This window comes from Microbacterium sp. NPDC090014, from assembly GCF_044748285.1.
In the GTDB taxonomy this organism is placed as follows: Bacteria; Actinomycetota; Actinomycetes; order Actinomycetales; family Microbacteriaceae; genus Microbacterium.
On record NZ_JBIVFS010000001.1, the window covers coordinates 1130210 to 1144240 of the forward strand.

The following is a 14031-nucleotide window of genomic DNA, read 5'->3' on the forward strand; positions in this document are numbered from 1 at the left end:
GGGGGTGCTTTCGGCAGACCGCGGCCGGTACCCTGTGTGCATGGCTTCCCCGTCGCGTGTCGTCGCCGCTCTCTCGTCCCTGGCCGCTCTGCTGCTGATCGCGGGGTGCACGATCGGCCCCGGGGCCACAGGATCGCAGGCGACCTCGAACCCGTCGAGCGGGCCCGGGCAGAGCACCGACGATTCGGACGACGTCGAAGGCACGCTGCTCGACGACGGCCGCATGTTCGCCGTGGTGACGTGGGGCTCCTCGACGTGCATTCCCCAGGTCGACGCGGTGACGGCCGAGGGGCAGACGGTATCGGTGACGCTGGTCGAGCCGGAGTCAGAGACGGACGGCGAGAAGGCGTGCACCGCTGACCTGGCCTCCCGCGCGAGCATCGGCGCACTGCCCGAGGGAGTCGACCCGACGAAGGAGATCACTCTGCAGGTGACGTACGGCGACATGGTCGACGACGTCGAGCTCGACGGCGACCCGTCGTTCACCGGCACCCCCGGCTCATCGACGGAGTACGCGCCGAGTGCCGGCTGGTTCGATGACGGCTCGCTGGTGCTGCTCACGTGGGGCTCGTCAGGCTGCCCCCCGGTGGTCGAGAGCCTCGAGGGATCTGGTGCATCGGGCACCGCGACCTTCACGACCGACGACGATCAGGTGTGCACCATGGACATGGCACCGCGCGCGACGATCCTGGAATTCGGCGAGGACGCCGTCGATGATGACGCCTTCACCCTCACGCTCGTCGGCGGGAACCTCGACGGCACGGTCGAGGTGCGCAGCTGACGCTGTAAGAAGTGCGCGCCCCGGTGGATCAGAGCGATGCGACCGGGTGATCGGCGGGGAGCGCCAGCAGAAGAGCCCCGGGATCGACCCGGCACGTGACGCGCACCGCTGTCCCGAACTCGTCGCCGTCGAGCTCGATCGGGGTGGGAGACGTCACCGCGGCTTCGGCGACGGCTCCGCGGAAGTAGTGCACCGATGCGTCCCGGCCCCGTCGCTCGAGCACGCGACGGCCGGCGCGCGAGCGTCGCAGCACCGAGTTGTCCCACCAGATCTTGCGCCACACGCCGAGCCAGCCCCAGACGCCGGTCGGCTGGATCACGGCGACGTCGAGGACGCCGTCGGTGATGGAGGCGTCGGGGATCAGCGCGATTCCCGCAGGCAGGGTCCCGCAATTGGCGAACAGGATGCTGTGCACCTTCGTCGAGTGCAGGCGGCCGTCGTCGATCTGGAACACGGATCGGAACGGCTCGGCGCTCACGAGCGACCTCGCCGCGCCGTCGACGTACGCGATCCAGCCGACCGACTTCTTGAGGTCCGGGCGCGTGTTGGCGATCATGTCGGCATCCAGCCCGACGCCGGCGAGCACGACGTAGGCGTGCTCCTCGTCTTCCCCGCTCTCTCTCGTCAGACGCGCCCAGCCGATGTCGATCGCGTGGCGGAATTCGCCCAGCGCCGCGCGGATCATCTCGTCGGGGTCGGCCAGCGGGAGTCCGAGATTGCGCGCCAGCAGGTTGCCCGTGCCGCTCGGCAGGATCGCGAGCGGCACCCCGGTGTTCGCGATGGCCTCGGAGACAGCGCGTACCGTGCCGTCTCCGCCGGCCACCAGCACGACATCCACGCCGCGTGCGAGGGCCTCGGCCGTCGCACCCTGACCTGGATCCTCGATCGTGGTCGGATAGAAGGCCGGATGCTCCCACCCGGCCTCGTGCGAGAGAGCGCGGACTCGCGCCCGCAGCTGCTTCCCGTCGACCTTGATCGGGTTGTAGACGAGCGCTGCCTGGCGTCGGCCGGTGGCGCTCGTGGTCATGGCGCTACTCTAGCCCGGGCGTCGGCCCGCCCGGACGCGGCGGACGCGCCCGGGCCGCACCATAGACTTGATGGATGATCGACCTCGCACTCCTCCGCGAAAATCCGGAGATCGTCCGCCGCTCTCAGGCCGCCCGTGGCAACGACCAGGGCACCGTCGACACCGCGCTCGAGGCTGACCGATCGCGCCGAGCGGCGCTCGCCGCGTTCGAAGAGCTGCGCGCCGAGCAGAACGCCTTCGGCAAGCTGGTGGCGAAGGCTCCCAAGGAGGAGAAGGCGGCGCTCGTCGCTCAGGTCAAAGACCTCGCCGAGCGCGTCAAGCAGGCGCAGCAGGCCGCGAACGAGGCGGCAGACGCCCTGGCGGTGGCTCTCGCACGCATCGAGAACGTCGTCGTCGACGGCGTCCCCGCGGGCGGCGAGGCGGACTTCGTCGAGTTGCGACGCGTGGGCGAGGTCCCCGCATTCGACTTCGAGCCGCGAGACCACCTCGAGCTCGGCGAGATCCTCGGCGCGATCGACATGGAGCGCGGCGCGAAGGTGTCGGGCGCCCGCTTCTACTTCCTGCGCGGGATCGGAGCGCGGCTCGAGATCGCGCTCATGAACCTCGCCCTCGACAAGGCGCTGCAGAACGACTTCATCCCGCTGATCACGCCCACCCTGGTGCGGCCCGAGATCATGCAGGGCACCGGATTCCTCGGCGAGCACGCCGACGAGGTGTATCACCTGGACAAGGACGACGACCTCTACCTCGTCGGCACCAGCGAGGTCGCACTCGCCGGATACCACAAGGACGAGATCCTCGACCTCGGCAAAGGCGCGCTGCGGTACGCCGGATGGTCGACCTGCTACCGCCGCGAGGCGGGCTCCCATGGCAAGGACACCCGCGGCATCATCCGGGTGCACCAGTTCAACAAGCTCGAGATGTTCGTCTACACCAACCCGGAGGACGCCGAGGCCGAGCACCTGCGCCTCGTCGCGCTGCAGGAGGAGATGCTGACCTCGCTCGGTCTCGCCTACCGCGTGATCGACGTCGCCGCCGGCGACCTGGGCTCCAGCGCCGCACGCAAGTACGACATCGAGGCGTGGGTCCCGACGCAGGGAGCGTTCCGCGAGCTCACCTCCACCTCGAACTGCACGACGTATCAGGCGCGTCGTCTCGACATCCGCCACCGACCCGAGGCTCAGGAGGGGCAGACCGCGAAGACGCAGCCGGTCGCCACCCTCAACGGCACCCTCGCGACGACCCGATGGATCGTCGCGCTGCTCGAGACGCACCAGCAGGCCGACGGATCGGTCCGCGTGCCGGAGGTGCTGCGCCCGTACCTCGGTGGGCTCGAGGTTCTGGAGCCGACCGCGTGACAGCTCCCTGGCTCGTCGGGCTCGACGTCGACGGCACGATAATCCTGCAGGACGAGACGATGAGTCCCGGTGTTCCCGAGGCGGTCGCGCGCCTGCGAGACGCCGGCCATGTGGTCACGATCGCCACCGGACGCAGCTGGATGGCGACGCGTCGCTATGTCGAGCAGCTCGAGCTGACCGCCGATTTCGTGGTGTGCTCGAACGGTGCGGTGACCATGCGCCGTGTGGGAGACGACTGGGAGCGGTGGCACATCGAGACGTTCGATCCGTCTCCTGTGCTCGCTCTGCTGCGCGAGCGGCTCCCGGAAGCCCGCTACATGGTCGAGCTCGGGTCAGGGCTGCGGCTCTACACCGAGCACCTGGACGACTGGACGCTCGACGGCGGACGGCAGGTCGGCTTCGAAGAGCTCGTCGCCGAACCGGTGTCCCGTGTCGTCGTCGTCTCTCCCGGGCACGATGAGGAGGACTTCCACCGCCTCGTCGCGGACGCCGGGCTGAATGAGGTCTCCTACGCGATCGGCTGGACGGCCTGGCTCGACATCGCACCGCAGGGAGTGGACAAGGGCACGGCGCTGGAGCGCGTGCGCACCGAGCTCGGCTTCGAGCGCGGGCACGTCTTCGTGGCCGGCGACGGGCGCAACGACATCGGCATGTTCGGCTGGGCGCTGGGTCTCGACGGCCGGGCGGTCGCCATGGGGCAGGCGCCGACAGAGGTGAAGGATGCCGCGGGCGAGGTGACCGGCGACGTCGAGGACGGCGGTCTCGCGATGGCGCTGAACACGCTTCCAGCGGCCGCCCAGGTCAGCGCGGGAGAATAGAACTCGGCTAGACTCACGGCTTGTCGGCAGATTCGTCTGTCGGGAGGGTTGTCCGAGTGGCCGATGGAGCTGGTCTTGAAAACCAGTGGGCAGAGATGTCTCGTGGGTTCGAATCCCACACCCTCCGCATTCCAGGGACGGTGCCTCCGCGCCGTACGCTGAACCGAAAGGCCCCGAGTGAGTCCCACCACGCGACGCCGCCGCACCATCGCGCGCCACGGTCAGCTCCACACGCCGGGCCCCCTCAGCCAACTGCTCAAGTTCATCGCGATCGGTCTCGCCGTCGTCCTGGTGAGCGGCTTCGGCGTCGTCTCCTACATCGTCTACGACCTCTCGAGCACCGTCTCGGCCAACGCTGTCGAACTCGACAGCACCGAGGAGCTGCCGCCCGACATCAGTGAGTACAAGGGCGGATTCAATCTGCTGCTCACCGGTGTCGACACGTGCGAAGAGGCGTACGCGCAGTACTTCGGCGACCGCTGCACGGGCGCGGACTCCGAAGGCACCCTCAACGACGTGAACCTCCTCATGCATGTGTCGGAGGAGCCGCGCCGGATCACCGTCGTCAGCCTTCCGCGCGACATGATGGTCCCGATCCCCGAGTGCGAGGACGCAGAGGGCGAGGTGCACTCCGCGATGAACAAGCAGCAGATCAACGTCGCCTACACCGACGGAGGACTCAACTGCGTCGCGAAGACGGTCTCCGACCTCTCCGGTCAGGACATCCAGTTCGCGGCCTCGGTCACCTTCGGCGGCGTGATCGAGATCACCAACGCGATCGGCGGCGTCGAGGTGTGCCTCGCCTCCCCGATCAAGGACCGGTACACGGGCCTCGACCTCGCAGCCGGAAACCATGTGATCGAGGGCATCACCGCGCTGCAGTTCCTGCGGACCCGACACGGAGTCGGCGACGGAAGCGACCTCGGCCGCATCGGCAACCAGCAGCAGTACATGTCGAGCCTCGCGCGCACGCTCATCAGCGGCGAGACGCTCGGCAACGTGCCGATGATGCTGAAGCTGGCGACGACCGGTCTCGACAACGTCGAGGCGAGCACGTCGCTGGCCGACCCGATGAAGATCGTGCAGATCGCGCTCGCGGTGAAGTCCGTGCCCTTCGAGGACATCGTCTTCCTGCAGTACCCGACCTTCACGGACCCGGACGACCCCAACCGCGTCGTGCCGGACAAGACGTCAGCAGAGGCCATGTGGGACGCGATCAACCAGAACGCTCAGCTGCAGGTCACGCATCAGAACACCGAGAACGACGGCGTCGTCGTCACGGACCCGGGAACGCAGGCACCGGCGGAGCCGGGAGCGGAGGCGGCGACGCCGGACCCCTCGGCCGCACCCGAGAACGTGGTGGCGCTGCCCGACACGATCAAGGGCAACTCGGCCGCACAGCAGACCTGCTCGAACGGGAACGTGCGCTGACGAGCTGACGAGCTGACCGTCATGGAGAACCGCCCCTCGCCTACAGCGCGAGGGGCGGTTCTCCGCATTCAGCCCTGTTGCGCGTCGGGCTGATCGGTCGGCGGGTAGAGCACATCCATCAGAGCGCTGATGATGCCGGGCATGTCGACCGAGCGATCGATCATCCACTGCAGTTGGAGTCCGTCGGCGACCGCCTGGATCACGCGCGCCATGGTGTCCGGATCGAGAGTGGCTCGACGGCCGGCATCGTGGGCGAAGGCGTCGGTGATGCTCTCACGGAGTCGCTCGCTGCGCTCGAGGAAGTACTGATGCGCGGGATGCGCGGGGTCGACGGCATCGACCGAGAGTCGGGAGAACAGCTCCACGACGCCCGGGACCTCGGTGTTGTGGCGGATGACGTCGACGAACGCGGACTTCGCGTCTTCGGGGTTCGAGGTCTGCGGCGCCATCCCGTCGTGTTCGTCGCGCGTGCGCAGCACCTCGGTGAACAGCTCCTCCTTGCTGCCGAAGTAGTGCAGCAGGGCGGCCGGGGTGACGCCGACGAGTTCGGCTATCTGCTTGAGTGAGGCGTTCTGATACCCCTTGCGGCCGATCACATCGAGAGCGCTCTCGAGGATTTCCTCGCGCCTGGCGACGCCCTTCGCGTATGAACCTCGTCGTGCCATTCCTCGAGAGTAATCCTGAACAACGTTTGAGATCCAATACTTACTGGCATATAGTTTTCGCAAGACACCGTTGTCGCGCGCGAAAGGAAGACCATGACCGACACCTCGGCATCCGATCTCACCCTCGAGGAGAAGGCGTCGCTCACGAGCGGCGCGGACTTCTGGACCACGAAGGCCATCGATCGCGTCGGTCTGCCGTCGATCATGATGACCGACGGGCCGCACGGCCTGCGCAAGCAGTCGGGGGGAACCGACCACCTCGGCCTCTCGAGCAGCGTGCCGGCGACGTGCTTCCCACCGGCCGTCGGCATCGGATCGTCGTTCGACCCCGAGCTCATCGAGCGGGTCGGAGCCGCCATCGGAGTCGAGGCGGCCATCGAAGACGTCGCGATCGTGCTGGGCCCCGGCATCAACATCAAGCGGTCGCCGCTGTGCGGCCGCAACTTCGAGTACTTCTCCGAAGACCCGATCGTCTCGGGAACCCTGGGTGCCGCCTCGGTGCGCGGTGTGCAGTCGCAGGGCGTCGGCACGTCGCTGAAGCACTTCGCCGCGAACAACCAGGAGTTCGACCGGATGCGGGCGAGCTCCGACGTCGACCCGCGACCGCTGCACGAGATCTACCTGCGTGGCTTCGAGCGCGTGGTCAAGGACGCTCAGCCATGGACGGTCATGTGCTCGTACAACCGCATCAACGGCGTCTACGCATCGGAGGACCCCTGGCTGCTCACCCAGGTGCTCCGCGACGACTGGGGCTTCGACGGCCTCGTCGTGTCGGACTGGGGCGCCGTGAACGATCGTGTGGCGGGCGTCGCCGCCGGCCTCGATCTCGAGATGCCGTCGTCGGGAGGTCGGACGGATGCGCAGATCGTCGCTGCCGTGCGCGCCGGCGAGCTCGCCGAGAGCGTGCTGGACACAGCGGCCGACCGCGCGATCGATCTGGTCCGCAAGGCGCAGCGGCGTCCGGCCGTCTCCGGCCCGCTCGACGTCGACGCGCACCATGCGCTCGCCAGGGAGGCGGCCGGTCGCTCGATCGTGCTGCTCAAGAACGACGGAGACCTGCTGCCGCTCGCCCCCGAGCAGCGCATCGCGGTCATCGGCGCCTTCGCCACCGAGCCGCGATTCCAGGGAGCAGGATCGTCGCTCATCAACCCGACCAGGGTCGACAAGGCGCTGGACGAGCTGCGCGCGATCGGTGGGGACGACGTCGCATATGCGCCGGGCTTCGCCGTGGAAGGCGGCGACACCGCCGCATCCGGTCGCTCCGCTGACGACCTGCGCGCGGAGGCGGTCGCCGCCGCGTCCGCAGCGGATGTCGCGGTCGTGTTCCTCGGCCTCCCCGCCGCAGAGGAGTCGGAGGGCTTCGACCGCGAGCACATCGACCTTCCGGCGGCTCAGCTGGCGGTGCTCGACGCCGTGATCGAGGCGAATCCCGCGACGGTCGTCGTGCTCTCGAACGGTGGCGTCGTCGCGCTGCCCTTCGCCGACCGGGTGCCCGCGATCGTCGAGACCTGGCTGCTCGGACAGGCGGGCGGCGGAGCGGTCGCCGACGTGCTCTACGGCGCCGTGAACCCGTCGGGCAAGCTCACCGAGACGGTGCCGGTGCGTGTGGAGGACAACCCGTCGTTCGGCAGCTTCCCCGGCGAGTTCGGTCATGTCCGCTACGGCGAGGGAGTGCTGGTCGGCTACCGCTGGTACGACGCCAAGGGACTCGATGTCACGTTCCCGTTCGGCCACGGGCTCTCGTACACGGCCTTCTCGTACGGCGAGGCAACGGTCGAAGCGGCCGAGAACGGTGACATCGCCGTGCGCGTCGACGTGACCAACACCGGAACCCGCGACGGCCGCGAGATCGTGCAGGTGTACGCCGCTCCGGTGTCCTCGGTCGTCCAGCGCGCGCCTCGCGAGCTCAAGGCCTTCGCCTCGGTGGCGATCGCCGCGGGCGAGACCCGGACGGTCGAGCTGGTCATCCGTCGCGAGGACCTCGCCTACTGGGACGTCCGCGTCGACCGCTGGATCGTCGAGCCCGGCGAGTACCGCATCGATGTCGCGGCATCGAGCCGCGACATCCGCTCCACCGCGACCGTCGAGGTGGCGGGTGATGTGGTCTCGCTGCCCCTCACCATGAACTCCTCGATCGGCGATGTGATGGCGCACCCCGTCGCGGGGCCGATCATGATGGGCGCGCTCGGCGGCTTCCTGGGCGAACTGAGCGGCGCCGATCCGTCGGCGGCATCGATGATGCCCAACGACGAGGCCATGGAGAAGATGATGGCGTCGTTCCCGATCGGCCGCCTCATCGGATTCCCGGGGGTGGACGTGACGCACGAGCAGGTCGAGGAGCTGCTCGCCGGAGCGAACGCCGGCGCGCTGCCGCAGGCCTGACCGCACGCCTCGGCGCCGAGAACTCAGGCGCCGAGGCGGGCCCCGTCGTCGAGCAGGGGAGCGAAGCGGAGCCCGAGGCCGTGGTGCGGGTTCTCGGTGAGGTGGCCGTCGGCGATCGTCACCGGCGAGGGGTCGGCGAGAGCTCCCAGTGCACCGAAGCCGGCGTCTTCGACGTCTTCGACCAGGACCTCGTGGCCGGTGTCGGGCAGAGTCAGCGCGAGCTGACCCGAGAGCTCGGGCAGAAGGTGCGGGTGCAGGGTCGCACCGTGCGCGGCGACCAGCTCGGCGATGCGGAGGAACGGCGTGATCCCGCCGACCCGCACGATGTTGGGCTGCAGGATCTGCGCCGCACCCGCGCGCAGGAAGTCGCCGAAACGGTGCGCGGTGTGCAGATTCTCGCCGAGCGCGATAGGCACGTCGATGCGCCGTGCGAGTTCCTTATGTCCGTCGAGGTCATCGGCGCGCAGGGGCTCTTCGATCCAGGCGAGGTCGAAGCGCGACAGGACCTCGACGGATGCGGTCGCCCGCGCCAGAACCCACCGCTGGTTCGCGTCGATCATCAGCCCCCGATCAGGGCCGAGCAGCTCGCGGACGGCGGCGACGCGATCGGCGTCCTCGGCGATGTCGGGCTTTCCGACCTTGATCTTGACCGCCTCGAACCCCGCATCGATCCAGCGCTGCACCTGGGCGAGCAGTTCGTCGAGCGAGTAGTGCAGGTTCACGCCTGAGCCGTAGGCGCGCACCCGTTCGCGGCGGCGGCCGATCGACTCCGACACCGAGACGCCGGTCGACCTCGCCTCCGCATCCCACAGCGCCAGGTCCAGACCGGCGAGTGCGATCGTCGTGATCCCCCCGCCTCCGGCTTCGTGCAGGTGCTCCCACATCCCCTGCCAGCTCTCGGCGGGCGTGGCGGAGCGGCCGACCGCGGCGGGAGCGATGTCATGCTCGAGCAGCGCCTGCACGGCCGGCGCGCCGATCTGCGGACTCCACGAGAAGCCCCATCCCTCGCCACCGTCGGAGCGCACGACATGAGTCGCGATCACGCCGACGGAGGTGACGTCGGCAGCCCACGGACGAGTCAGCGGCACCCTCTGCAGACGAGTCGACAGGCTCCGGATCGTGGTCACAGCAGTGCCAGCTCTGCACGCCAGGTGCGGGACGGGCGCCAGCCGAGGAGTCGGGCGGCCTTGTCGGACGAGAAGGCGGGGGAAGTGCCGGTCAGCGCCGCGGCCGCGTGCTCGGTGCCGGGGTGGAACTCGGGCAGCAGCTCGCTCAGCGGGCGGCGGGCGAGGGCATCGTCGGCTCCCACGAAGAATCTCTCGCCGTTCGGCATGTGGTCGAGCGCGGCGAGGAGGGTGTCGGTGAAGGCTGCGACGTCGCGGGCGTCGACATAGTTGAAGAGCGCCGGCGCGGAGAGCGCCGGATCGTCGAGACGATCGAGAACGGTGTGGCCCTGCTGGGTGAGAGCGCCGGCCCACTCCTCCGGGGCGATCACGTAGCAGGGGCGGAAGGAGGCGAAGCGCACGTCGTCGCCGGCCTGACGCCGCAGCATGTCGACGGTCTGCTCGATGAGCAGTTTCGACAGGGCGTAGGCGTTCCAGGGCTCGGTCGGCGACGTCTCGTCCAGGGGGAGGCGCTCAGGGGTCCAGCCGCGAGGTGCGCCATAGCCGACCACGGTGGGACTCGACGCCGCGACGACGCGGTGGATGCCGGCCCGTACGGCTCCGCCCAGCACCGACTGGGCGAGAGCCGCGTTCGTGCGGATGATCACGTCCTCGGGTGCGCTGAAGGGCACCGCGATCGCCGCGAGATGGATCAGTGCATCCGCCGACGTCGCGGCGAGAGCGGATGCCGTGGCATCCGCGTCCGTCAGGTCGAGGGACGCCTGCGTGATCCCGTCCCGGTCGAGGGCCGCGCTCGGCTCCCGGTCGATCGAGACGATCTCGTGCCCGGCATCTGCGAGGCCCGTCACCAGGGTGCGTCCGAGTCTGCCCGAACCGCCGGTGACGATGATCCTCATGGCCGCGCCAGCAGGGCGATCCCGAGCTCGTCGACCGTCACGGGAAGGCCCGTCTCGAGTGAGCGGTTGCCCGCGATGCCCACAGCGATCGAGCGGATGCCGTCGGTCCAGTCGGCCGGACGCGCGAGGGGGTCGTCCCCGGGGCCCTCGAAGACATCGGACAGCAGCAGCTCGTCTCCACCGCCGTGGCCTCCGTCGCCGCCGTCGATCGGCACCTCGTAGGCCTCTTCCCAGTGGCGCTGCACGATCAGACGCTCGCTCTCAGGGCGCAGTGCGGTCGTGCCGTGGCCGCCGGAGAGGCTGGGGTCGATGTGCGGGTGCAGTCCCTCGGCCGCGAGCACGGCGCCGCGCTCGACCACCTCGAGCTCGACCCGGCCGAGGGTGCCGTTGACGGCGACGCGGTAGCCCTCCCAGGGGGAGTGCGCGTTCAACGAGTACGACATCGTCGCGCCGGACGCATAGTCGACGACGAGTGCGAGGTTGTCCTCGATCGTGATGCCTTCGCTGAACACGTCGAGATCGCGCCGGTACCCGTCGTGCTCCTCGGCGTCGAGGTAGAGCGCGGTGAGACGCTCATCGGTGCGCAGGTCGAGTTCGAACAGGTCGCCGTCGTCGTGGGTGCCTCGCGCCGGTCGCTCGCCGAGGCCACGGCCGGCCGCGTTCTCGGCTCCGTAGAAACGCAGGCCGCCGGACGCGAAGACGCGGGTCGGCTGTGAGCGGATCCACCAGTTGACGAGGTCGAAGTGGTGGCTCGACTTGTGCACGAGCAGACCGCCCGAGTTCTTCTTCTCGCGGTGCCAGCGGCGGAAGTAGTCGGCGCCGTGGTTCGTGTCGAGCATCCACGAGAAGTCCACGGACGTGACGTCGCCGATCGTGCCGTCCTGGATCACCTGGCGCAGTGCGCTGTTGCGGGGCGAGTAGCGGTAGTTGAACGTCAGCACGACCTGGCGACCGGTGCGCTCGACGGCGTCTTCGATGCGGGCGGCGCTCGCCGCGTCGATCGTGAGCGGCTTCTCGACGACGACGTCGGCGCCCGCTTCGAGCGACCGGACGATCAGCTCGGCGTGGAGGTCGTCGCGGGAGCAGATGATGACCCGGTCGACCCGCTCGTCGCTGATCACCTGCTCGAGCTCGTCGGGGGTGGCGAGGCGGGGCGCCGGCGCGCCGACCTCCGCGATGCGGTCGGCGTAGTGCCCGGCCCGCACCGGGTTCGGCTCGATGATCGCCACGAGCTCGGCGCGGTCACGGTGCGTGCCGATGATCCCCTCGACGTACATCTGCGCGCGGGCTCCGGCACCGGCGAGGGCGTAGCGGGTCTTCGTCATCGTGATCTCTCTTCGATCTCCGGTCAGGAAACGTTTTCTCGACGATAGCACAGGGGAGGTGTCGGGCCCCGGGACCGCCGACGGTTCAGGGCGTGTGCACGGTGGCGGTGCTGCCGCGCACGATCAGGCTCGGCGTGAAGGTGAGCGCTGCCGTGGGATCGCCGCCGGTGAGCTGGTCGTGCATCGCAGCCCATGCGGCTGCGCCGATCTCGACCGCGGGAACGGCCACGGTCGTGAGCGGGGGTGAGGTGTAGGCGGCGAAGGGGATGTCGTCGAAACCCGTGATCGACAGCTGCTCCGGCACGTCGACGCCGCGCACGGTCAGGGCCGAGAGCAGCCCCATGGCGACGAGGTCGTTGTAGGCGATCACTGCGGTGGCCCCGCTCGCGAGAACCTGGTCGGCGACCGCGGTGCCGCTGTCGAAGTCGACGCCTGCGGTGATCTCCTCGACTTCGAGCCCGTCGGTCCGGGAGAGCTCCGCCGCGATCGCATCCTGCCGCGCCCTGTGCGTCACGCTGCGGGTGGCGCCGGCGAGATAGACGAGCCGGCGGTGGCCGAGCGAGGCGAGGTGGCCGACGATCTCGCGCATGCCGGATCCGTAGTCGGCGCCGACCACGGGAGTGCTCGTCTGCGGGCCGCGGTTGATCACGACGGCGGGGGAGAGCGTCGGCAGCAGTCGGCCGAGGTCCTCCTCGGGCATTCGAGGGGCGCAGAGGATCACGCCGTCGGTGCGCAGCCTGGTCGCTCGGGCGAGCGCCTGCTCTTCATCCAGATCCTCACGCGAGTCGGCGACCAGCACGTGATAACCCTCGGCCGCCGCCGCGCGGCTGAGGCCACGCAGGATCGCCTGGAACGTCGGGTTCTCGAGGTCGGGGATGACGACGGCGATGGTCTGGGTGCGGCCGAGCACCAGGCTCCGTGCGACGGGGTTCGCCGTGTAGCCGAGCTGCGCAGCGGCTGCCTGCACGCGCTCGGCGAGCGCCGGATCGACCGTCGGGTTGCCGTTCATCGCGCGGGACACCGTCGACAGCGAGACACCGGCGAGTTTCGCGACGTCGGTGATGCCGGGGCGTGTCGATTCGCGTGCCATCGGCATCCCTTCGTGTCCGCGAGAGGTCGCGGCTGTCGTCATACTACGAGAAAACGTTCTTCAGGGAGGGTCTCATGGCTGGAGCATCCGAGGACCGCGCCGAGAAGCAGGATCGGCTGGCGCGCGTGCGCCGAGAGGTCGACGGGGCGCCCGTGGTGCTCGTCTCTCACGAATCGCTGTCGTGGTACCTCGAGGGCGTGCGCACGCATGTGTCGCTCGCGGGTCCTCCGGTGCTCGCGGTGCGGGCGGAGGCGCAGGGCGATGTGCTCTTCATCGCCGAGAACGAGGCCGATCGGCTGATCGCCGAGGAGCTGCTGCCGGAGGATGCCGCGCGCGTGGTGCGCGTGCCGTGGTGGATCCCACCCGCTGCCGCCGCGGCTGAGGAGGCCGGCGTCGCCGAATCGCATGTGGCGGCTGAACTGCGCGCGGCTCGCGCGCGCCTGCTGCCGGCCGAGCGTGCCAGATATCGACTTCTCGGACGGGAGACGGCAGAGTCGCTGACGGATGCGCTCGCCCGCGTCGGTCCCGAGCAGAGCGAGCGGACGGTCGCCGCGATCGTCTCCGCCGAGCTCCTCGCCCGAGGGATCGATCCGCTGGTCGTGCTGGTCGCCGGTTCCGATCGGACTGCGTTCCGGCATCCGCTTCCGACCGTCGGGCTGCTCGGAGAGCGGGCGATGATCGTCGTGTGCGGGCGTCGGAACGGGCTCATCGCCAACGCGACACGCTGGGTCGGCGCATCCGTCGATGACGAGCCGATCTGGGGCGTGGAGCGGGCTCTCCTCGATGCGTCAGTGCCGGGAGCCCGTCTGAACGACGCGTTCATGGCGGGCATCGCGGCGTACGCCCGCTATGGGTTCGACGCCGACGAATGGCAGCGCCACCACCAGGGCGGACCGACCGGGTATGCCGGTCGCGATCCCCGCGCCACGGCATCCACTGCGGATCTGATCGTCGAGGATCAGGCGTTCGCCTGGAACCCGACCGCACCGGGCCGCAAAGTCGAAGACACCCTGCTGCGCACAGATGACGACTGGGAGGTGCTCACGGTCGATGAGCGCTGGCCGTCGGTGGAGTACGAGGGGCTGCACCGGCCGGTCTCGAGGGCGTACGGGACCTGATCGGGGGCTCGATGGC

General features: G+C 69.4%; 12 protein-coding genes and 1 tRNA gene. 7 read left to right on the top strand and 6 right to left on the bottom strand.

Going from position 1 to position 14031, the window contains the following annotated elements:
• Positions 1-40: 40 nt before the first annotated feature.
• A complete protein-coding gene (locus ACIPV5_RS05365; RefSeq protein WP_053098738.1) occupies positions 41-781 on the top strand; it encodes a hypothetical protein in 741 nt (246 codons plus the stop codon).
• A 28-nt stretch (positions 782-809) separates the two neighbouring features.
• Here ACIPV5_RS05365 and ACIPV5_RS05370 read toward each other — a convergent pair whose 3' ends face one another.
• Positions 810-1808, bottom strand: coding sequence for a diacylglycerol kinase family protein (locus ACIPV5_RS05370; protein WP_363519593.1), 999 nt, complete (start codon positions 1806-1808; stop codon positions 810-812).
• 74 nt (positions 1809-1882) lie between these two features.
• On the opposite strand from ACIPV5_RS05370, the gene serS reads away from it, so the two are divergent.
• The 4 genes from serS (at position 1883) to ACIPV5_RS05390 (ending at position 5415) form a co-directional block, all read left to right on the top strand.
• Positions 1883-3166, top strand: coding sequence for a serine--tRNA ligase (gene serS, locus ACIPV5_RS05375; protein WP_053098740.1), 1284 nt, complete (start codon positions 1883-1885; stop codon positions 3164-3166).
• Positions 3163-3984 (top strand): HAD family hydrolase, encoded by an 822-nt coding sequence (locus tag ACIPV5_RS05380; RefSeq protein ID WP_053098741.1) that lies wholly within the window; start codon positions 3163-3165, stop codon positions 3982-3984. Before serS ends, ACIPV5_RS05380 begins: the two co-directional genes overlap by 4 nt.
• Positions 3985-4026: 42 nt before the next feature.
• Positions 4027-4111: transfer RNA gene (locus ACIPV5_RS05385), tRNA-Ser, on the top strand.
• A 50-nt stretch (positions 4112-4161) separates the two neighbouring features.
• A complete protein-coding gene (locus ACIPV5_RS05390; protein ID WP_053098742.1) occupies positions 4162-5415 on the top strand; it encodes an LCP family protein in 1254 nt (417 codons plus the stop codon).
• A gap of 68 nt (positions 5416-5483) precedes the next feature.
• On the opposite strand, the gene ACIPV5_RS05395 is transcribed toward ACIPV5_RS05390, so the two are convergent.
• Positions 5484-6080, bottom strand: coding sequence for a TetR/AcrR family transcriptional regulator (locus ACIPV5_RS05395; protein WP_400340210.1), 597 nt, complete (start codon positions 6078-6080; stop codon positions 5484-5486).
• Between the two features lie 93 nt (positions 6081-6173).
• Here ACIPV5_RS05395 and ACIPV5_RS05400 point away from each other — a divergent pair, with 93 nt between their 5' ends.
• Positions 6174-8462: a glycoside hydrolase family 3 C-terminal domain-containing protein gene (locus ACIPV5_RS05400; RefSeq protein WP_400340212.1), complete on the top strand. Its 2289-nt coding sequence runs from the start codon at positions 6174-6176 to the stop codon at positions 8460-8462.
• 23 nt (positions 8463-8485) lie between these two features.
• On the opposite strand, the gene ACIPV5_RS05405 is transcribed toward ACIPV5_RS05400, so the two are convergent.
• From ACIPV5_RS05405 to ACIPV5_RS05420, 4 genes are all read right to left on the bottom strand, one after another.
• The gene (locus ACIPV5_RS05405; protein ID WP_400340214.1) at positions 8486-9589 is read right to left on the bottom strand and encodes a mandelate racemase/muconate lactonizing enzyme family protein; all 1104 of its coding nucleotides are present in this window, start codon (positions 9587-9589) and stop codon (positions 8486-8488) included.
• The gene (locus tag ACIPV5_RS05410) at positions 9586-10482 is read right to left on the bottom strand and encodes an NAD-dependent epimerase/dehydratase family protein (protein WP_400340215.1); all 897 of its coding nucleotides are present in this window, start codon (positions 10480-10482) and stop codon (positions 9586-9588) included. Before ACIPV5_RS05410 ends, ACIPV5_RS05405 begins: the two co-directional genes overlap by 4 nt.
• The gene (locus ACIPV5_RS05415; RefSeq protein WP_400340216.1) at positions 10479-11807 is read right to left on the bottom strand and encodes a Gfo/Idh/MocA family protein; all 1329 of its coding nucleotides are present in this window, start codon (positions 11805-11807) and stop codon (positions 10479-10481) included. The genes ACIPV5_RS05410 and ACIPV5_RS05415 overlap by 4 nt, the downstream gene beginning before the upstream one ends.
• Positions 11808-11892: 85 nt before the next feature.
• On the bottom strand, positions 11893-12897 hold the full coding sequence (locus tag ACIPV5_RS05420; RefSeq protein ID WP_400340218.1) for a LacI family DNA-binding transcriptional regulator: 1005 nt from the start codon (positions 12895-12897) through the stop codon (positions 11893-11895).
• A 74-nt stretch (positions 12898-12971) separates the two neighbouring features.
• On the opposite strand from ACIPV5_RS05420, the gene ACIPV5_RS05425 reads away from it, so the two are divergent.
• Positions 12972-14015, top strand: a complete 1044-nt coding sequence (locus ACIPV5_RS05425; protein WP_400340219.1) for a M24 family metallopeptidase — start codon at positions 12972-12974, stop codon at positions 14013-14015.
• Positions 14016-14031 lie beyond the last annotated feature (16 nt).

Excerpts from the sequence above, each read along its gene's own strand:
- ACIPV5_RS05370 (WP_363519593.1), bottom strand. The coding sequence starts at position 1,808 with ATGACCACGAGCGCCACCGGCCGACGCCAGGCAGCGCTCGTCTACAAC.
- ACIPV5_RS05420 (WP_400340218.1), bottom strand. The coding sequence starts at position 12,897 with ATGGCACGCGAATCGACACGCCCCGGCATCACCGACGTCGCGAAACTC.
- serS (WP_053098740.1), top strand. The coding sequence starts at position 1,883 with ATGATCGACCTCGCACTCCTCCGCGAAAATCCGGAGATCGTCCGCCGC.
- ACIPV5_RS05415 (WP_400340216.1), bottom strand. The coding sequence starts at position 11,807 with ATGACGAAGACCCGCTACGCCCTCGCCGGTGCCGGAGCCCGCGCGCAG.
- ACIPV5_RS05395 (WP_400340210.1), bottom strand. The coding sequence starts at position 6,080 with ATGGCACGACGAGGTTCATACGCGAAGGGCGTCGCCAGGCGCGAGGAA.
- ACIPV5_RS05400 (WP_400340212.1), top strand. The coding sequence starts at position 6,174 with ATGACCGACACCTCGGCATCCGATCTCACCCTCGAGGAGAAGGCGTCG.
- ACIPV5_RS05365 (WP_053098738.1), top strand. The coding sequence starts at position 41 with ATGGCTTCCCCGTCGCGTGTCGTCGCCGCTCTCTCGTCCCTGGCCGCT.
- ACIPV5_RS05410 (WP_400340215.1), bottom strand. The coding sequence starts at position 10,482 with ATGAGGATCATCGTCACCGGCGGTTCGGGCAGACTCGGACGCACCCTG.
- ACIPV5_RS05425 (WP_400340219.1), top strand. The coding sequence starts at position 12,972 with ATGGCTGGAGCATCCGAGGACCGCGCCGAGAAGCAGGATCGGCTGGCG.